The sequence below is a fragment of the Brevundimonas sp. genome (genome assembly GCF_016463485.1).
Taxonomy (GTDB): Bacteria; Pseudomonadota; Alphaproteobacteria; order Caulobacterales; family Caulobacteraceae; genus Brevundimonas.
In genome coordinates this window covers 1-17,632 of sequence record NZ_JAEMRD010000065.1, presented here as the reverse complement: position 1 = coordinate 17,632, position 17,632 = coordinate 1, and the positions used below count along the sequence as shown (strand labels likewise).

The window sequence follows — 17,632 nt, the reverse complement described above, 5'->3', positions numbered from 1 at the left end:
GGCTTCGGGTCTGGGCCGGGCGACGGTGGAGGCCTTGGCGGCGGCGGGTGCAAAGGTCGCTATCTTCGACCTCAACGAGGAGGTCGGCCAGGAGGTGGCCCAACAGATCGGCGGCCTGTTCTGCAAGGTCGACATCATGAGCGAAGACTCTGTCGTCGCCGGCCTGGAACAGGCCCGTGCCGCCAACGGCCAGGAACGCATCCTGGTCCACTGTGCGATGGCCAACCGCAAGGGCAAGACGGTCGGACGCAACAAGGAGGCTGGCGGCTTTAACCGGTTTTCGACCGAGGATTTTGAGTTCGCGACACAAGGCATCCTGATCGCCAGCTATCGCATGGCATCCCTGTCGGCGCTGGGCATGGCGGGTTTGGACCCGTTGGAAGACGGCGAGCGTGGCTTGATCGTCCTGACCTCGTCCGTCGCGGCTCAGGACGGCCAGATCGGACAGATGGCCTATGCCGCCGGCAAGGCGGGGATCAACGGCATGGTCCTGCCGATGGCGCGCGACCTGATGGACATCGGCGTGCGGGTCAATGCCATCATGCCCGGCATCTTCGGCACCCCCCTGCTGGCCAAGCTGCCGCAGCAGGTGTTCGACAACCTCAGCGCCTCCGTACCCTTCCCCAAACGCCTGGGCCGACCCGACGAGTTCGCATCGCTGGCGATGGAGATGGTTCGCAACGGCTATTTCAACGCCCAGACCGTCCGCCTGGACGGCGCCATCCGCATGGCGCCCCGCTAAACGACCACGCGCACAAAGGAACATCGTATGACCGACGCCTATATCGTCGACGCCGTCCGCACGCCGCGCGGCATCGGCAAGATCGGCAAGGGTGCCTTGGCGCACCTGCACCCCCAGCATCTGGGTGCCACGGTGCTGAAGGCGCTGAGGGATCGCAATGCCCTCGATACATCGAAGGTCGACGACATCGTCTGGTCGACCAGCCAGCAGCGCGGCAAGCAGGCCGGAGATTTGGGCCGGCTGTCGGCCCTCTATGCAGGCTATGACATCAAGGCCTCGGGCGTGACCCTGGACCGTTATTGCGGCGGCGGCATCACCAGCGTGGCCTTCGCCGCCGGCCAACTGATGGCCGGGTTTGAGGATGTGGTCATCGCTGGCGGCACCGAGATGATGAGCTTCCATGCCGAGGCCGACGCCTGGGAACAGGGGACGGCCTACGCGCCCTTGGGCCGGGCCAAAGGCAACTACGCCCTCTATGACACCCACCCGATCGGGCATCAGGGCGTCGCAGCCGACGCCATCGCTGCGATGGAAGGCATTGGCCGGGCCGAGCTCGACGCCTTCGGTGCCGAGAGCCAGCGTCGCGCCGCAGTTGCGCTCGCCGAGGGCCGGTTCGATCGCAGCGTCGTGCCTGTCTACAACGACGACGGCTCCGTCGCCCTCAACCACGAGGAGTTCCCTCGTCCTCAGACTACGGAGGAAGGTCTCGCTCAACTAAAGCCCGCCTTTGTCGCCATCGAGAACGTGCCCGCTGCCCCGGACGGCACCACGATGCGTGGCATGATCGAGCGCAAATACCCGGACCTTAAATGGGAACCGGTTCACCATGCCGGAACCTCTTCCGGTGTGGTCGATGGATCGGCGGCGCTGTTACTGGCCTCAGAAGCCGGCCTGAAGGCCAACGGCTGGAAGGCCCGCGCGCGTATCGTCACTGCGGTCAACCAGGGCGACTGTCCCACCCTGATGCTCAACGCGCCCGTGCCCGCCGCGCGAAAGGCGCTGGAACGCGCTGGCTTGACGGTCGCTGACATCGACGTCTGGGAGATCAACGAGGCCTTCGCCGTCGTGACCGAAAAAGCCATCCGCGACTTGGGTCTGGACCGCGCCAAGGTCAATATCAACGGCGGCGGCATCGCCTTGGGCCACCCCATCGGTGCTACGGGCTCCATGCTGATCGGCACGGCGCTGGACGAACTGGAACGTATTGGTGGTCGCTACGCCTTGATCACTCAGTGCGCGTTCGGCGGCATGGCTCCAGCGCTAATCATTGAGCGGGTCGAGGCCGCCTGATGCGGGATGTTGACCAGCCGGTCATCGAAGCACCGGAGGTTCTGACCGAGGTGCGGGGCCGTATCCTGATTGTCACCCTGAATCGGCCCAAGGCCAAGAACGCCGCCACCTATGCAATGGCGGTTCTGCTGGCGGCTGCGATGGACAGGCTGGATGCCGACGATGGCCTGACCGTAGGCATCATCGCGGGTGCGGGCGGGAGCTTCTGCGCAGGCATGGACCTAAAGGGGTTCCTGCGTGGCGAACGGCCGTCGATTCCAGGACGCGGCTTTGCCGGCCTGACGACTGCACCTCCGGCTAAGCCGCTGATCGCGGCGGTGGACGGATACGCCTTGGCCGGGGGCATGGAGATGGCCCTGGCCTGTGACCTGGTGGTGGCCAACCGAAACGCCAGGTTTGGCCTGCCCGAGGTCAAGCGGGGTCTGGCCGCCCGTGCGGGCGGCCTGATCCGCCTGCCGCGTCAGATGCCGCCGCGCGTGGCAATGGAACTGGCCCTAACAGGGGGTTTCCTGACTGCCGAGCGCGCGATGAATCTGGGCCTCCTTAACCGGCTGTCGGAAGGCCCCTCGCTGGACGAGGCGCTGCTGCTGGCCGAGGAGATCAGCGCCAATGGCCCCATGGCGGTCAAGGCGTCTAAGCGCGTGGTGGTCGAATCCCGCCTGTGGGACGAGACCGAGATGTGGGCGATCCAGGACCAGATCATGGACCCGGTGTTCGCCTCGGAGGACGCTCGCGAAGGCGCCGTCGCCTTCGCCGAAAAGCGCGCGCCGCAGTGGAAAGGGCGCTAAGCCACAAGGAAACGCTTGCCTGGGCGGGGCCGCCATCGGCGGTGGGTCCGAAGGGTTGACGATCGAGGAACTCGCCCAGGCGACGTCGCGGTAAGAGCGCTGCGATGCTACGAGGAAGCGGGCCTCATCTTTCCAGACCGGAACGCCAGCAATGCGCGGCGCTATCGTTGCCGCTCGCAGACATGTGGAAGCCATTGTCGCCTTGTGGCTGGCGGGACTCTGTCTCAGCGAAATCGAAGCGGCCGTTTGGGCATGCTTCGGTTTGACGATCAGTGTCTGGTTGCGGGCCTGCAGAAGCGGCTGACCGTGGAGAAGGGCGCACCCGAAGCGTCCGCCATGGTTCCGCGTCAGGACGTCCCGAAGATGACGCCAGGACGAGCGGCGCTCGTTGTCCTCATGCAGCGCTACATCGGCGGACTGATGAATCCGTTCGTGTCCTTGCTCGAGGCCCACAAGCTTCTCTACTTCCTGCAGGAGTCAGGCGAAGGGCTCCGGCTGCAGTACCGCAAGGCGCACTACGGGCCCTATGCGGAGACCCAAACCACCAACGCCACAGAGAGCGGACTAAACCAATCGGCTAAAGTGACGTGCCCGGCGGCTGACTAGGCCGCAGAGAGCCCGTGCGAGTGGCTCGGACGGATCGCTCGGATGCAGGGCGTGAAAGAGTTCAAGCGTGCACTGAAGGGTCGTAGGCTCATCCGCCCACGTCCGCCAACGGTGTGAGCAGTCAGTAGACGACCGTGACAGGACTGTTGTCACGGCGTCGGTGCAGAGCGTTTTGACCGAAGCCGGCGCAAACGCGCTCGCAACGAGGAGACGCGTAAAGCGCCGGAGCGCTCGCTCATCAATGAGCGCTTCCCCGTCAGTGCTCGTCTCGCCCACCAGCCCGACCGTGAGCTCGTGGCCAAAGGCAGCGGCGAACAACTCGTCTTTCCCCCCGAAATGCCGGCTGACCATCGCGGGGTCAACCGCCGCAGCGCCGCCGATCGCCCGGATGGTCGTCTCATGGAAGCCGTTGATGCCGAACAGGTCACTAGCCGTCACAAGTATGCGCGACCGCGTCCGGTCGGCGGATCTTGAGCCGTGGTCGTCTGGCTGGGCGTCGGTCAAAACTTTCTCATCCCTCCACAGCCTCCGTGCTTCCGGGGCCGCCGCCCAAGGCGCGATACAGCGCAATACTCGCTGAGATTTGCGCCGAGCGGGCGGAAAGGAGATTGAGGCGGCAGCGTAAAGCTGTCTCTGAGCGTCCAGAAGGTCGAGGCGGCTCGAGACTCCTGCGCGGTATCGGGCCTCCGCCAGGCTGGCGCGACGGGCTGAGGCCTCCACGGCCGCATTCTGGGCGGCGATCTGCCGGTCGAAGGTTTGCCGCGCAGCCAGGCCATCGGACACTTCGGCGAAGGCTCGCTGGATCGCCAGCTCATAGCGGGCGACGGCGGCGTTCTGACGAACGGCCGCCAAATCGAGCTGCGACTGGAGACGCCCGCCCTGGAAGATCGGTACAGAGATTTGCGGCGTGAACGACCAAAGTTCCGGGCCGTCGAACAGGTCGTCAAGATCGGGGCTGGCGTAGCCGGACTGGCCGGTCAGGCTGATAGTTGGGAAAAAGGCGCGCCGTGCGGCGGTGACGTTGGCGCGCGCCGCCAGGAGACTACGCTCCGCCTGACGAATTTCCGGTCGCCGGGTCAGCAGATCCGATGGAGCGCCCACCGGGAGCAGGGTCTCGACCGGAGAGATGTCGAGGCCGCGCACGGTGGCCAACTCGCCGGTCAGAGGGCGTCCCACAGCCAAGACCAGGGCGTTGCCTGCGACTGCAGCGTCGCGGCGAGCGGCCTCCAGGTCCGCTTCGGCGGTCCGGACCTGCGCCTCGGCGGCGGCCATCTCCGAAGCGTCCGCCTGTCCAGCCTCCAGGAGTTGGCGGGTCAGGCGTTCGGAGGCCTGCCGGTCCTCGACTGTGGCCTGGATCAAAGCTTCCCGCTCACGGGCCGCAAGCGTCGCGACATAGGCGTCGGCGACCGTGGCGCTAAGCACGATGCGCGCCGCCCTCGTCCCCTCCTCCGCCGCCAGCCAGGTCTGGAAGGCGCTCTCCGATTGCGCGCGCAACCGCCCGAACAGATCGAGCTCGAAGGCGCTAAGACCGACTCCGGCCTGCGCCAGGTTGGTCACGCCCGCGTCCGGGAACCCGGCGACCGGCGCCGCCCGCCCCCTGCTGACGAACAACTGAACTTCGTTGCCAGGACGCTGTGAAGTGCCTCAAGCGATTAGCAGGGGTTCGGGTCCGAAGTCTCGAAAGCGCGAACTTGTCCGCGATCTGGTTGTCTCACTGGCGCAGTCTGATTCGGGGGCCATAGCGCTCCCGAGTAGGGGGGCGCTGGCAACGACGGTTCGCACATGCGCTCAAAGCCTTTTCGAAGTTCGCTCTGACCCGTCCGCGGCGATGTCTCGTTGGCGTCCCTTCGGCCTTGCGGTCATGCGAAGAGCGATTACATAGCGCGCTATGGAAATGGTCAGCAGTAACTTTTTCGGAGCGCAGGTGGCGTCCAGCACGTCTGGTGTCGGCAGCGAGTTATCCTTCGCCTTGTATGGCGCCGCCAACCGCATGGCGCGAATGCACAAGCCGTTTCTGGAGCCGTTGGGGCTGACCTTCTCCCAATATCTCGTCCTGCTCGAACTCTTTGCTGGAACGCCTCGCACGGTCGGTGATCTTGGCGCTAAGCTCGGCATGGACGCCGGAACCATCACGCCTCTGCTTAAAAGGCTCTCAGCTTCCGGCGAGGTCACACGCACCCGTGACGTGACGGATGAGCGGCGCGTTCTGGTGGGTCTGACACCTGCTGGAGAGGCGCTTCGGTCAGACGTTCTGGCGGTCAGCGGTCAGATCAGAAGCGCTTGCAAGCTCGATAATGAGGGGGTCGCAACCCTGCGCAGCACGCTGGATGACCTCGCTTGGCCTGCAGGTAGGGCCGACTGCCAATAGACCCGGTTTCGACACTCCTAATTTTACCCCGCAACCCAACCAGGCGGACGGCTAGCGTTCCGCCTCCCTATACCCGGCGGCTTCAAGACCGTCGGCGCCATCCCCTAGATACCCGACTGCGCTCGCTGAAATCGCAATCATCAAAAGAACAGGTTCATGAAGATAGGCATTCTTGGTGCCGGATCTATCGGTAAGACACTCGTGCAGAGGCTCAGTGCGGCTGGACACGACGTGAAGATCGCAAACTCGCGCGGCCCGGAACCGATCAGCGCTGACACCCCGTCATCCGGCGGCCGTGCTGTGACTGCACAGGACGCTGTCGTCGATGTCGATGTGGTCATCGTCTCGATCCCCTTTTACCGCAACCCGGAGGTCGCGCCCTTACTCGCTGGGCTGTCGGCTGAAACGGTGATTATCGACACCTCAAACTACTATCCCGCCCGCGATAGTGTGATCGAAGCCATTAAGGCCGGCCAGGTCGAGAGCCTGTGGGCGTCGGAGCGGTTTGGTCGTCAGATCATCAAGGCCTGGAACGCCATCCTGTCGCAAACCCTGCTGGAGGGGGCCCAGGAGAGCGGGGCGCCGGGCCGTATCGCCATTCCGATCGCCGGCGACGATGAAGCCGCCAAGGCTGTTGTCGCCGGGTTGGTCAGCGACAGCGGCTTCGACGCCGTCGATGCGAGGCCATTGGCTGACTCCTGGCGGTTCCAGCCCGGAACGCCCGCGTACTGCACCGACCTTACGGCGCAAGAGGTCACGCTGGCCCTCGCGCAAGCCGTCAAGGAACGGGCTCCGGAAAACCGTGATCGGATCATGCAGTCGATGATGGATGGAGAGGTACCGATGAAAAGGATCGAGATGGTCGCCAACAACCGGACCCTGTCGATCTGATTCATATCGGTCGCCCGACGACAGTCGAGTGTTTCTCCTCGGCTCACCCCCGCGCGGCCAGTTTGATCGTGTGCTATAGAATAGAGTGCTGGAAGATGGTCGATAGTGCACAGTCCGCGGCGGCAGCGGCTGACCCGGTCCAGACGGGCGACAAGCTCACCCCCGAATCCAGAATCGCCATAGGGGTGCTGATTGCATCAGCCTTCACTGTCATCCTCAATGAGATGCTGATGATACTGGCCCTCCCGCGGGTTATGGCCGATCTCGGTGTTACCGCCTCTAGCGGTCAATGGCTCACCACCGGCTATATGCTGACGATGGCCGTGGTCATCCCCACGACCGGCTTTTTGACTGAGCGTTTCCGGATGAGAACGGTCTTTACCTTTGCGATGTCGCTGTTCGTGGTAGGGACGCTGGTCGCGATCTTGGCTCCAAACTTCCCCGTCCTGCTGGTGGCACGCGCCATTCAGGCTGTCGGCACCGCCATCGCGACACCCCTCGCGTTCACGGCCGTCGCAGCACTGGCGCCGCCTTCCCGGACCGGGCGAATGATGGCGTTGCTGACGGTTTCAACGTCGACAGCACCGGCATTCGGACCAGCCATCTCCGGAGCCATTCTTTCGGTAGCCGACTGGAGATGGCTGTTCGTCGCGATACTCCCGATCGCGGTCATCTGCCTGCTCGTCGGGAATTGGCAAATCCGGGTGCCGAGCACCCTGCGCAAGTCCAAGATTGACGGCCTGTCCGTGCTGCTGTCCGCTATCGGTTTTGCTGGCGTGGTCTATGGGCTCGCCGCGTTTGGCGAAGCCCCCGGGCACTCATTCGTCGTTTCCCCCTGGGCTTCGCTTGCAGTCGGCTTCGGGGTCGTCGGATTGTTCGTCGCGCGGCAGATTCAGCTTCAAAGGTTCGATCGCGCCTTGCTGGATATGCGCCCCTTCGCCATTCGCAGCTTCGCCGTACCGGCGCTGTTGGCCGTGTTCTTCATGACGGCCGCGTCAGGCATGATGACGCTAATGCAGTTCATCCTGCAGTCTTCGTACGGCCTGACGCCGCTGCAAACCGGTCTGTTCGCCTTGCCCGGCGGACTGACTATCATCGTCATCTCAATGGTTGTGGGGCGGTTCTATGATCGTCTGGGAGCACGCCCGCTGATGGTGACCGGCGCCCTCATTGACGGCGTCGGGCTCTGGTTCCTGTCGACCCTGGCGCCAGGCACGAACATCTGGCTTTTGCTCGCCACCTACATGTTCATCATCGTTGGCCAAGCCTTCCTGTGGACACCGACTTTCGCCGCGTCGCTCGGCGCTCTCAACAAGCACCTCCTGCCGCACGGCAGCGCCATCATGAACACGATCCAGCAACTCGCCGGCGCATCAGGTATCGCGATCGCGTTCGCGGTGACCACAACGACGAGCGCAGCCCTCTTGACCAGCGGCGACACTGTCGGGCCTGCCTTGGCTCGAGGCGCCCAGCACTCTCATCTGGTCGGGTGCGGCATGGTCGTGGTCGCTCTGCTTGTTGCTCTGATGATGCCGAAGCGGGCCGCATCGGCCACGCCGAACGGCCGACCGGTCGTGGCGCATTAATCGGAATACGGGCGGCTGGCGCATGGCGCTGGCCGATCCAGCAGAGTTGCACTCCTCAAAGGTATCTCAATGAACAAGCGTCAAATGATCATCGGCATGCACATGGGAAATGGCCACGGCGGCATGGCCAATGCCTGGCGGATGCCGGGCGCCGATCCGCGTGCGTACGTCAGCTTTGACGCCAAGGTCCGGCAGGCGCAGGCGGCTGAACGGGGCAAGTTCCAGTTCCTGTTTCTGCCCGATGGGCCTCACGCCGTGACCGGCGATCTCGATAACGAGCCATCCGGGTTCAACCTCGATGCGATGATGTCGCTGGCCGCGATCGCGCGCGGCACCGAACGGATCGGCCTCGTCGCCACCGGATCGACGACCTTTAACGAGGCCTTCAACCTGGCTCGGTCGTTCAAGGCGCTGGACATTATGAGCCATGGGCGGGCCGGCTGGAACGCGGTGACCTCTGCCAGCGACGATGTGGCTGCGAACTACGGCACCCGCATTCCCTCCAGCGCAGAGCGCTATGGCCGCGCTCATGAAATGATCCAGATCGTGCAAGCCCTTTGGGGAAGCTGGGGCTGGGACGCATGGGTGGCTGACCCAGAGACCGGCGAGTACGCCAAATCCGATCAGATCGTACCGATCAATCTGGGCGGAAATCACGTCGCCTCGCGCGGGCCGCTCTATATCCCGCCGTCCGAACAGGGGCAGCCGGTGATCTTCCACGCGGGCGGCCCCAGCCCCAATGCCCTGAACATTGCCGGCCGCTATGCCAGTGGCTTCATTGCCGGGGCCTTCTCTATCCAGGACGCTCGCGCCCAGCGAACCGCCTTCCGCAATGCAGCCGAGCAGGCTGGTCGCAACCCCGACGAGATCAAATTCTTTCCCGGGGTGATCACCAGCATCGCGGACAACAAACGGGCAGCACTAGATCGCCGCATCGCATTGAGCGGCCCTGTCCTCGAGCAGCGCGCGGGTTATATTCAGCAGATGCTGGGGGTGCGCCTGGACCTCATGCAGCTTGATAAGCCGCTGTCGCCCGAGCAAATCTCCGCAGCCCGTACGACGGGCGGCGATGCGCGTGCGGTGAGGGCGCTGGAGGTCGCGCGCGAAGGATGGAGTCTGCGCGATATCCTGGCCCACGGGGTGATCGACTACCAGCCGGTCGTGGCCGGGACCGTGACCGACGTCGCCGACCATATGCAGGAATGGTTCGAAGCTGAGGCCGCGGACGGCTTCTGGATGATCCCTGACGCCTATGACGACGGGCTTGACCTTCTGGTCGACGGCGTCGTCCCGATCCTGCAGGAGCGCGGTCTTTTTCACCGCGAGTACGAGGGCGAGACCCTGCGCGACCACCTCGGTGCGCCGGCCCAGTACGGCGTCGATCTCCGTATCGGGGGCGCACGGGAAGGATCTCGATAGCCCGTCCTCAAGTGCGGCCGGGTTTCTTTGTAGTAGCGCCGCCAGGCCTCCAGCACGCTGCGGGCGTGCGGTAGGGATTGGAACAATGTCCCATTCAGCAGCTCGTTCTGGATCGCCCGGACGGGGACGGCTTGGCGGGATCTGCACAGCCATTTAGGGGCTTGGAAGTCGGTCTACCGCCAGTTCCGCCGCTGGACACAGACCGGCTGTAGGACGTGATGCTGGGGGGCGCTAAACGAGACTGCCACGCGCAGCCATAAGCTCCTCAACATCACGGATATTAAGGCTGAAACGGAAGTAGACGGCGTGGCGGATAACCTCGGCAGGAAAGCGACGGGGGCTTGTCAGGTTAGCTTCACCAAGTCGAAAGCCCCCTACCCGGCCGTCAATTCGATCAGCTTCAGCGCTGCCTCCGTATCCCGCCGGCGCTAAACGAGGACGTCGAGGACCTCGCCTACGTCATCGACGGCGCGCCATAGATACATCCGCTTGCCACCGATGTTGCAAACCACTTCGTCTAGATGCCAGCGCGGCGAAAGCGCTGGACGCCGCCTCTTCAATAGAAGTCGATCAGCGGTTTGAACTTGATCGTCAGCACCGCTAGCTATTTATTGCCGGCGCTGGATCGCGACCAAAGCGATGTTATGACGCTCAACTTCCAAGACTGTTTCCAGAGCGAAACGCTGCGTCGCCGCCGCCATCTCTAATAACTGACGCCCGTGAGCTTAGATGTCTTGCAGAACAGCCATCGGATTAGAGGGTTAAGACTGCAATGACGAAGATCGCAATCATCTACTATAGCAGCACCGGGTCAACCTACCGCCTCGCTAAGGCTGCTGCCGAAGGGGCCGCTGCTGCAGGCGCGGAGGTCCGCCTCCTCAAGGTCGAGGAATTGGCGCCAGACGCCGCCATCGACAGCAACCCTGCTTGGCGAACACATGTGGACGAGACCGCAGCCGTTGCAATCGCGACGCCCGATGACCTGGAATGGGCTGACGGATTCCTGCTCGGTAGCCCGACCCGCTTTGGGTTGCCGGCCGCGCAGATGAAGCAGTTCATCGATACCTGTGGCGGGAAGTGGTTCACGGGCAAGCTGCAGGACAAGGCCGCCGGCGCCTTCACCGGAGCGGGCAATGTGCATGGTGGCCAGGAAGCGACGCTCCTGGCCTTGCAGAACGTCTTCTATCACTGGGGCTCCGTGATCGTCCCGGTCGGGTTCACCCACTCGGCCTATACCGCAGCCGGCGGGAACCCCTACGGCGTCAGTTTCACCGACCCCCGAGGCGGGCCCTTGCCCGAAGAGGTTATCGCGGCTGCTTGGCAACAAGGTTCGCGCGTGGCCAGGTTCGCCCGCGTCCTGGCCGATAATCGCGAGCAGCTGTCTGGCGAACCGGCAGAGCCTTCAGCACCGCAAAGCTAAAAACCACAAACCAACTTCGCGGCGTTTCGGGCCTGGTGGCTCGCTACTGGAACATCCGCGCACGGCCAAAACTGTCAGCCGGATGAACAGTCACATGCGACCAACGCGTCGCAAGGAGATCAAGATGTCGAAAGAGAGCACCGAATACGACTATATCGTCGTAGGGGCCGGGTCGGCGGGCGCCGTTGTAGCCACCCGACTCACTGAAGACCCGAAGATCAGGGTTCTTCTGCTTGAGGCAGGCCCCGAGGACACCAGCTATTGGTCCAAGGTGCCGATCGGCTTCGCCAAGATCCTCATCGACGATCGCTATATGTGGAACTACCAGACGCTGGCGGAGCCGGGCCTCAAGGGTCGCAGTTTCCCGTTGCCGCACGGCAGGGTGATCGGTGGGTCCAGCGCGGTGAATGGGCTGGTCTTCACACGCGGTCTGCCGTTCGACTATGACGATTGGGCCCGGATGGGCGCGACCGGATGGAGCGCCGCCGACACCCTGCCCTATTTCAAGAAGCTGGAAAGCTGGGCGGGCGGAGCCGACGAATATCATGGGGGCGACGGCCCGACAGGCGTCGAAAACGCGCGGTGGAAGACGCCGTTGGCCGACGCCTTCATCGCCGCAGCCATGGAAACCGGCCTTCCACGCAACGACGATTTCAACGGCGCAGAGCGCGACGGTGTCGGGTACGTCCCGCTGGATACCCGGAACGGTCGTCGCTCCTCGACTGCCGAAGCCTACATCAAGCCCAATCGCTCGCGTCCCAATCTCCACATCGTGACGGAAGCCCTGGTTACCCGGATCGTGCTGGAGGGTCGGCGCGCAGTCGGCGTGAGCTACGAACGTGGCGGTCAGGTGCAAGAGGTGCGTGCGGCACGCGAAGTCATATTGAGCGCAGGAGCGCTGCATACGCCCCACCTTCTGCAGTTGTCCGGTATCGGCCCCGGCGCGCTGTTGCAGGCGCACGGGGTGCCAGTGGTTCAAGAGCTGAACGGGGTTGGCGAGAACCTGATGGATCACGTCCAAACCGGACGAACCTTTGTCACCAATAGTCCATATACGTTCAACCGAGCCGTGAATAACCCAGTGTCGCAGCTGAAGGCGGGGATCAACTATTACGTCGGTCCGCGCAATGGTGCGCTGACCAACGGCCCGTCCTCCGTCATCGCCTACCTCCGCTCGCGCGACGGCCTGGAGGAGGCGGACGTTCTGATGCACTTTTTGCCGTTCCTTCCTGACGAGACGGGCTGGGGCTTGAACAAGAAATCCGGGTTTCGGATTGCGATGTTCAAGTCACGCCCCGAAAGCCGCGGGTACGTACGGCTTGCATCGGCCGACCCGAAGGCGGCGCCGTCGGTCGTGTTCAATCACCTGTCGGCGCAGAGCGACGTCGATACCATGATGTACGGGATGCGCTTCGCGAAGCGTCTGAGCCAGACGGGGCCTCTGGCCCGGCACGTGGTCGAGGAGATCGATCCAGGCACGCGTGGTGAAAGCGACGAAGGCCTGCTTTCGTTCATTCGCGAAAGCGCGAACACGGGCTTCCACTACGCAGGCACCGCGCGCATGGGCAACGATGACATGGCGGTTCTGGACGCCAACCTGAGGGTTCGCGGCATCGACGGTTTGCGCGTGATCGACGCCTCGGTGATGCCGGCCCTTACTTCGGGCAACATCAACCCGGCCGTGCTGATGATCGGCGAAAAGGGCGCAGATCTCGTCCGGGCCGGCTGACGACACCATCGACTTCTTCCACCTTCGTTCAACGGATTACTGAAATGAACATCGATCTCTCCGGCAAAACTGCCCTGGTAACCGGCTCCACAGCCGGCATCGGGCTCGGCATCGTTCGAGGGCTGGCGGCCGCCGGCGCGACGGTGTTCCTGAATGGCCGGACCAGCGAGGAAGTCGATGCTGCCGTCGCCGAGGTCGGCGGAACGGTGCGTGGCGTCGTCGCCGAACTCGGTACTATGGAGGGGCATCAGACCCTGCTCGACGTCGTGCCGGAAGCAGACATCGTGATCAGCAATCTGGGCATCATCCAGAAGGCCGATTTCTTCGAAAGCGACGACGCCATCTGGGAACGGCACTGGAATATCAACGTCATGGTGGGCGTGCGCCTTGCACGTTCCTATTTGCCAGCGATGGCTGCGAAGGGGTGGGGACGGTTTGTGGTGCTGGGCTCGGAATCCGGCTTCACGATCCCGTCGGACATGATCCATTACGGGGTCAGCAAGGCGGCTGACATCGGCCTGGCTCGCGGGCTCGCCAAGCGCATGGCCGGCACCGGCGTGACCGTGAACTCCGTGTTGCCAGGCCTGACCTTGTCCGAAAGCGTCACGGACCTGCTCAAGCAGCTTCACCCGGACAGCGACCGGTCGATCGAGGACTTGGCGAACGATCTGGTCAAGAGCGACTATCCCGCTTCGATCATCAGGCGCGCCGCAACGGTGGAAGAAGTCGCGAACATGGTCGTCTATCTGACTTCGCCGCAAGCCTCGGCCACGACGGGCGCGGCGCTTCGTGTCGATGGCGGCGTCATCGACACCATCTGAACGAGACAGAGGACCTGCCTGGGCTCTGCCCGGGCAGGCTCCCGAGCCGTCAGCCTGGACCTGAATTCACAAGAGTGACCATGAAGAAACTCGTTCGATCCCTCGCCATGACGCTCGCTCTGGGCGTCACAGTTCCAGCGGTCGCGGCCGCGGCGGAAGTCGATCCCGCTGCGGCTGTGCAGGTGATGCCGAGACAGGCGCCGGGCTTCTACAAGTGGAAGCTTGGTGAATTCACGATCACTTCGCTGAGCGACGGCACGTCTGATATGCCGGTAGACCAACTGCTTCATGGACCCGGCCCGGGTGAAGTCGCTGCGTCATTCGAAGCCGCGTTCGCGCGACTGCCGATGGAGATGTCGGTCAACGCCTTTCTGATCGATACAGGCCGGCAGTTGATCCTCGTCGATGCCGGCGGCGGCGCACTTTATGGTCCGTCTTTGGGGCAGGTCCGCCAAAACCTGATCGCCGCCGGTTATCGACCTGAGCAGGTGGACCTCGTCCTTCTGACGCACATCCACGGCGATCATTCCGGCGGACTGGTGATCGAAGGCCAGCCCGCCTATCCCAATGCGTCGATCCGCGTCGGGGCGGCCGACCTGGACCACTACTCCGATCCAGCCCGAAGCAAGGCCGCTGCGGATTTGGAGGAAATCAATTTCTCCGCCGCGGCGGCGCTCACGGCAGCTTATCGCTCTGACGGCGCGCTTGTGCCTCTGGCCGAAGAAACGGAAGTCACTCCCGGTGTTGTTGCGCGTCCGGCGCCCGGTCATTCACAGGGCCATATCGTCTATGAGGTCGAAAGCAGGGGCGAACGGCTCATGCTGTTGGGCGATCTGGTCCACGTGCCCCAACTGCAGTTCGCGCACCCCGACTATTCCATGGCGTTCGACTTCGACGAAAATGAGGGACGCGCTGTTCGTCAGACCGTCCTTCGGGACGTGGCGGCCCAGCGCCAATGGATAGCCGGCGCCCATTTACCGTTTCCAGGTATGGGGCACATCATCATCAAGGACGAAGGTTACGCTTACATTCCTGCAGAATATTCGGCCAACCGATAACCTTCGTTGAAGCATCCGAAACGGCTTTGCCGAGCTCGCGGTACCGCTGGGGCTGCTCGCAGTGACAGTGAGCTCGGTGCAGCTGGTTGGCCAGAACTCGGCACCATTTTTCCAGATTTCAAGCTCAGGAGCGCATCATGAATGTTGACCGCAAACTAAACACATCAAGCGAAATGGTTCGCTCTGCCACATCCATTCCGCTGCGCGTCGCGTTCCGAGAACTTGAGCTTTACGACACTGGTGATGTCGCCGGGGCCGATGAGGTGTTTTCGCCAAATCTCATCGACCACAATGCGGCTCCAGGCTCGAGTTCGCACATCGACGGCATGCGGGCGTCGATCGCGGCAGTGCGTGTCGGATTCACCGGCACGCAGCACCGGATCCTCTTCTATCAGGAACTGCCCGAGGGCTGGGTCGTCTTGCGTTGGGAGATGACCGCAACCCACACCGGCGACGCATTCGGTGTCGCGGCCAGCGGCAACCCCGTCTCGATCCAGGGCATCGACATCATGCGTATTGTCGATGGCAAGATCGTCGAGATGTCCCACGTCGAAGAGTTGCTCAAGCTGACGCAGCAACTGGCCGTCGTGCGGCCGACTTAGACGCCAACGGCGTCCTGCGGAACAGATGCCGCCGATGGTTCAGGGATTTTCAGGCCGCTCGGCGGGCGGTTGCTCATGATCGAACTCACCGGCGAGAAAGTCGATCAAGGCTCGCAGTGCCGGCGTCAGTCCCTTGCGGCTTGAGAAGACCGCGTACACAAAACCGTAGACGGTGTGCCACTCGGGCAGGGCGTGAATGAGCTCGCCACGAGCGAAGCTGGTCTTTGCGATATGTTCCGGCAAAAGCGCGATGCCGAGGCCGTCGATCGCGGCACGACGCAACACCTCGAAATCGCTGCATAGCAGACGGGGCTGGATTGCCACCTGGCGCTCAACGCCCTCGGGACCGTAAAGCGTCCAGAATTCTTCCTCTTCGCCCATCGCCAGCGTTGGCAGGGTCGAAAGCCCATCGATCGTCAGTGTCTGACCGAGATGATGCGAAAGGTCAGGGCTCATCGCCAGAACCCGACGCGAGCGACCCAACTTTCGTACGATAGAGGCGGCGTCAGCCTCGACGATCGTGCGGGCTCTGAGCGCGATGTCGACGCCGTCTTCGATCAGATCCGCCGGCCGGTTCAGCTCCTTCAACTGGATCCGCACCTTCGGATACGCGACAAGAAATCGCCGGAGCATGCAGCCTACGAGGTTCTGCACGAGGCCCTGTGGACAGCTCATGCGGATCAGACCGTTGGGCTCCACACGCGCGTTGACAGCGACCGCCTCCGCCGCCTCCCATCCCGCCATCATCACTTCGCATTGTTGAAACACGGCGCGCCCGACGTCCGTCAGCCGAAGCTGCCGCGTCGAGCGTTCGAGAAGCCGGACCTGCAGCCGCTCCTCCAGCCGGGCGACCCGTTTGCTGAGCGTTCCCTTGGGAACGCCGACGTGCCGGGCGGCTGCTGTAAAGCCCTGATAGCTTACGACAGCATGGAAATACGCGAAATCATCCATGTTCTGCATGGGAAAAATATCCGCCTCTCATTGTCGCCGCAAGGAAACGTGGCGTTCCATTCAGCGCCCTTACAACACGATTGTCTCGTTCATAGCTTTATAAACCGCTGGGCGCATGTGATCGCCGGCCAAGGAGCATCTTATGACGAACGCCCTGCCGCAGCGCGAAGTCGCCCGCATCAATATCCCCCAGGTTGAACGAGGATACACCGATAGCCACAAGGTGCGTCGCCTTATGCCTCCGGGCGATTGGGCAGCGACCGATCCCTTTCTTCTCCTCATGGAGGACTGGGCTGGCCCGGGTGTTTTCGAACCGCACCCGCACCGAGGCATGGAAACCTTCACCTTCCTCCTCGAAGGCGAGATCGAGCATTACGACAATCACGGCAACAAGGGGTCAATCTCTGCGGGTGACGCCCTGATGATGACGGCTGGCCGAGGTATCGTTCACGACGAGCGATCAGCCGATGGCGGCGTGCTGCATCTCCTTCAACTCTGGATCAACCTGCCTCGCCGCGACAAGCTGGCACCGTCGCGTGTGCAGGAAATCCCGGTCGCGGATGTTCCAAAGCACATTGAGCCAGGGGTCGAGGTGCGCGTCCTCTCTGGCCGCTCTGGCGACGCCGTGTCGCCCACGCAGAACTTCGCGCCGTTCATGGGCCTGGAACTGAGACTGGATTCCGACGCGGCCTTCGAGCAGCAACTGCCCGCCGACTACAACGGGTTCATACTGGTGATCGACGGCGAAGCCAGCATCGGCGTAGCGGATCGTAAAGTGGATGCCGGCGGCCTGGCCTGGCTGACATTTAGCGACACACCCAGCGCGGTTACCGTCAAAGCGGGGCAGGCTGGCCTGCGGGCGCTTCTTTTCGCCGGCCTTCCGCTTCGCGAACCGGTCGCCGCGCGCGGGCCTTTTGTCATGAACACTGACGCAGAACTGGACGTCAGTTATGCGGAGTATCGCGCTCAGGGCGACCGCTTCGGTGCCGATTTAACGTCCAGGTCTCTCACCGCCACCGACTGAATCGTCGAGACTATAAAGCTCGCGCTTTCTCAAGCTGCGGTCAGGCGCTGCGTTCTACACGACCTAGCTGAATGTGGCATCTAAGCAGATATTAATGCCCGCCCGTTAGAAGCAGTTGAGCTTTTTACGGACTCTTCGCGCTCAGATCCGAACGGTCGCGTCAGCTGATGCCGACTCGGTCAGAAATTCTCAAGGCCATGGCTAGGTCGGACCATTACACCTAGGATGATGCCCGGCGGGCCTCGACCGGATAGCCTTCGATTTTGAGCCAGGGGACGCTTAGCGTCGGCGGCGATCGCGGGTGAAGACGTTGAGCTTCACACAGAAGTTCCCGGCC

The 17,632-nt window shown here is 63.1% G+C and carries 16 protein-coding genes and 3 pseudogenes; 16 read left to right on the top strand and 3 right to left on the bottom strand.

Annotation, left to right across the window (positions count from 1 at the left end; genetic code table 11):
- From JHC99_RS10670 to JHC99_RS10655, 5 genes and pseudogenes are all read left to right on the top strand, one after another.
- On the top strand, positions 1 to 742 hold a 742-nt coding region (locus JHC99_RS10670), incomplete at its 5' end, for an SDR family NAD(P)-dependent oxidoreductase (protein ID WP_292154070.1).
- Positions 743 to 769: 27 nt separating this feature from the next.
- On the top strand, positions 770 to 2,032 hold the full coding sequence (locus JHC99_RS10665) for an acetyl-CoA C-acetyltransferase (protein WP_292154068.1): 1,263 nt from the start codon (positions 770 to 772) through the stop codon (positions 2,030 to 2,032).
- Entirely contained in the window at positions 2,032 to 2,820 is a 789-nt protein-coding gene (locus JHC99_RS10660; RefSeq protein ID WP_292154067.1) for a crotonase/enoyl-CoA hydratase family protein, read from the top strand. The genes JHC99_RS10665 and JHC99_RS10660 overlap by 1 nt, the downstream gene beginning before the upstream one ends.
- A gap of 15 nt (positions 2,821 to 2,835) precedes the next feature.
- Positions 2,836 to 2,973: pseudogene (locus JHC99_RS18810) on the top strand (hypothetical protein); the annotation flags it as partial.
- 99 nt (positions 2,974 to 3,072) lie between these two features.
- On the top strand, positions 3,073 to 3,426 hold the full coding sequence (locus tag JHC99_RS10655) for a hypothetical protein (RefSeq protein WP_292154065.1): 354 nt from the start codon (positions 3,073 to 3,075) through the stop codon (positions 3,424 to 3,426).
- Here JHC99_RS10655 and JHC99_RS10650 read toward each other — a convergent pair.
- Positions 3,385 to 5,037, bottom strand: coding sequence for an efflux transporter outer membrane subunit (locus JHC99_RS10650; RefSeq protein WP_292154063.1), 1,653 nt, complete (start codon positions 5,035 to 5,037; stop codon positions 3,385 to 3,387). The genes JHC99_RS10655 and JHC99_RS10650 overlap by 42 nt on opposite strands.
- 277 nt (positions 5,038 to 5,314) lie before the next feature.
- Here JHC99_RS10650 and JHC99_RS10645 point away from each other — a divergent pair, with 277 nt between their 5' ends.
- The 5 genes and pseudogenes from JHC99_RS10645 to JHC99_RS10625 form a co-directional block, all read left to right on the top strand.
- Complete coding sequence (locus tag JHC99_RS10645) at positions 5,315 to 5,794, top strand: MarR family winged helix-turn-helix transcriptional regulator (protein WP_292154062.1); 480 nt, start codon at positions 5,315 to 5,317, stop codon at positions 5,792 to 5,794.
- 156 nt (positions 5,795 to 5,950) lie between these two features.
- The gene (locus JHC99_RS10640) at positions 5,951 to 6,685 is read left to right on the top strand and encodes an NAD(P)-binding domain-containing protein (RefSeq protein WP_292154061.1); all 735 of its coding nucleotides are present in this window, start codon (positions 5,951 to 5,953) and stop codon (positions 6,683 to 6,685) included.
- Between the two features lie 95 nt (positions 6,686 to 6,780).
- Positions 6,781 to 8,271: a DHA2 family efflux MFS transporter permease subunit gene (locus tag JHC99_RS10635; protein ID WP_292154059.1), complete on the top strand. Its 1,491-nt coding sequence runs from the start codon at positions 6,781 to 6,783 to the stop codon at positions 8,269 to 8,271.
- Positions 8,272 to 8,340: 69 nt separating this feature from the next.
- Positions 8,341 to 9,690, top strand: a complete 1,350-nt coding sequence (locus JHC99_RS10630; protein ID WP_292154057.1) for an NtaA/DmoA family FMN-dependent monooxygenase — start codon at positions 8,341 to 8,343, stop codon at positions 9,688 to 9,690.
- Between the two features lie 105 nt (positions 9,691 to 9,795).
- A pseudogene (locus JHC99_RS10625) lies at positions 9,796 to 9,888 on the top strand (transposase); the annotation flags it as partial.
- 233 nt (positions 9,889 to 10,121) lie between these two features.
- Here JHC99_RS10625 and JHC99_RS10620 read toward each other — a convergent pair.
- Positions 10,122 to 10,217: pseudogene (locus JHC99_RS10620) on the bottom strand (DDE-type integrase/transposase/recombinase); the annotation flags it as partial.
- 245 nt (positions 10,218 to 10,462) lie between these two features.
- On the opposite strand from JHC99_RS10620, the gene wrbA reads away from it, so the two are divergent.
- From wrbA to JHC99_RS10595, 5 genes are all read left to right on the top strand, one after another.
- On the top strand, positions 10,463 to 11,110 hold the full coding sequence (gene wrbA / locus JHC99_RS10615) for an NAD(P)H:quinone oxidoreductase (RefSeq protein WP_292154055.1): 648 nt from the start codon (positions 10,463 to 10,465) through the stop codon (positions 11,108 to 11,110).
- A gap of 124 nt (positions 11,111 to 11,234) precedes the next feature.
- Positions 11,235 to 12,839, top strand: coding sequence for a GMC family oxidoreductase N-terminal domain-containing protein (locus JHC99_RS10610; protein ID WP_292154054.1), 1,605 nt, complete (start codon positions 11,235 to 11,237; stop codon positions 12,837 to 12,839).
- 44 nt (positions 12,840 to 12,883) lie between these two features.
- On the top strand, positions 12,884 to 13,660 hold the full coding sequence (locus tag JHC99_RS10605) for an SDR family oxidoreductase (protein WP_292154052.1): 777 nt from the start codon (positions 12,884 to 12,886) through the stop codon (positions 13,658 to 13,660).
- 80 nt (positions 13,661 to 13,740) lie between these two features.
- Complete coding sequence (locus JHC99_RS10600; protein WP_292154051.1) at positions 13,741 to 14,718, top strand: MBL fold metallo-hydrolase; 978 nt, start codon at positions 13,741 to 13,743, stop codon at positions 14,716 to 14,718.
- Positions 14,719 to 14,855: 137 nt separating this feature from the next.
- Complete coding sequence (locus JHC99_RS10595; protein ID WP_292154050.1) at positions 14,856 to 15,320, top strand: ester cyclase; 465 nt, start codon at positions 14,856 to 14,858, stop codon at positions 15,318 to 15,320.
- Between the two features lie 39 nt (positions 15,321 to 15,359).
- Here the strand turns inward: JHC99_RS10595 and JHC99_RS10590 are convergent, their stop codons facing one another.
- Positions 15,360 to 16,280, bottom strand: coding sequence for a LysR family transcriptional regulator (locus JHC99_RS10590; protein WP_292154048.1), 921 nt, complete (start codon positions 16,278 to 16,280; stop codon positions 15,360 to 15,362).
- Positions 16,281 to 16,413: 133 nt separating this feature from the next.
- On the opposite strand from JHC99_RS10590, the gene JHC99_RS10585 reads away from it, so the two are divergent.
- Positions 16,414 to 17,295, top strand: coding sequence for a pirin family protein (locus JHC99_RS10585; RefSeq protein WP_292154046.1), 882 nt, complete (start codon positions 16,414 to 16,416; stop codon positions 17,293 to 17,295).
- The last annotated feature ends 337 nt before the right edge of the window (positions 17,296 to 17,632 follow it).

What these genes read in the sequence shown, in the direction of transcription:
- JHC99_RS10665 (WP_292154068.1), top strand. Translation starts at nt 770, where the DNA reads ATGACCGACGCCTATATCGTCGACGCCGTCCGCACGCCGCGCGGCATC.
- JHC99_RS10660 (WP_292154067.1), top strand. Translation starts at nt 2,032, where the DNA reads ATGCGGGATGTTGACCAGCCGGTCATCGAAGCACCGGAGGTTCTGACC.
- JHC99_RS10655 (WP_292154065.1), top strand. Translation starts at nt 3,073, where the DNA reads ATGCTTCGGTTTGACGATCAGTGTCTGGTTGCGGGCCTGCAGAAGCGG.
- JHC99_RS10645 (WP_292154062.1), top strand. Translation starts at nt 5,315, where the DNA reads ATGGAAATGGTCAGCAGTAACTTTTTCGGAGCGCAGGTGGCGTCCAGC.
- JHC99_RS10640 (WP_292154061.1), top strand. Translation starts at nt 5,951, where the DNA reads ATGAAGATAGGCATTCTTGGTGCCGGATCTATCGGTAAGACACTCGTG.
- JHC99_RS10635 (WP_292154059.1), top strand. Translation starts at nt 6,781, where the DNA reads ATGGTCGATAGTGCACAGTCCGCGGCGGCAGCGGCTGACCCGGTCCAG.
- JHC99_RS10630 (WP_292154057.1), top strand. Translation starts at nt 8,341, where the DNA reads ATGAACAAGCGTCAAATGATCATCGGCATGCACATGGGAAATGGCCAC.
- wrbA (WP_292154055.1), top strand. Translation starts at nt 10,463, where the DNA reads ATGACGAAGATCGCAATCATCTACTATAGCAGCACCGGGTCAACCTAC.
- JHC99_RS10610 (WP_292154054.1), top strand. Translation starts at nt 11,235, where the DNA reads ATGTCGAAAGAGAGCACCGAATACGACTATATCGTCGTAGGGGCCGGG.
- JHC99_RS10605 (WP_292154052.1), top strand. Translation starts at nt 12,884, where the DNA reads ATGAACATCGATCTCTCCGGCAAAACTGCCCTGGTAACCGGCTCCACA.
- JHC99_RS10600 (WP_292154051.1), top strand. Translation starts at nt 13,741, where the DNA reads ATGAAGAAACTCGTTCGATCCCTCGCCATGACGCTCGCTCTGGGCGTC.
- JHC99_RS10595 (WP_292154050.1), top strand. Translation starts at nt 14,856, where the DNA reads ATGAATGTTGACCGCAAACTAAACACATCAAGCGAAATGGTTCGCTCT.
- JHC99_RS10590 (WP_292154048.1), bottom strand. Translation starts at nt 16,280, where the DNA reads ATGCAGAACATGGATGATTTCGCGTATTTCCATGCTGTCGTAAGCTAT.
- JHC99_RS10585 (WP_292154046.1), top strand. Translation starts at nt 16,414, where the DNA reads ATGACGAACGCCCTGCCGCAGCGCGAAGTCGCCCGCATCAATATCCCC.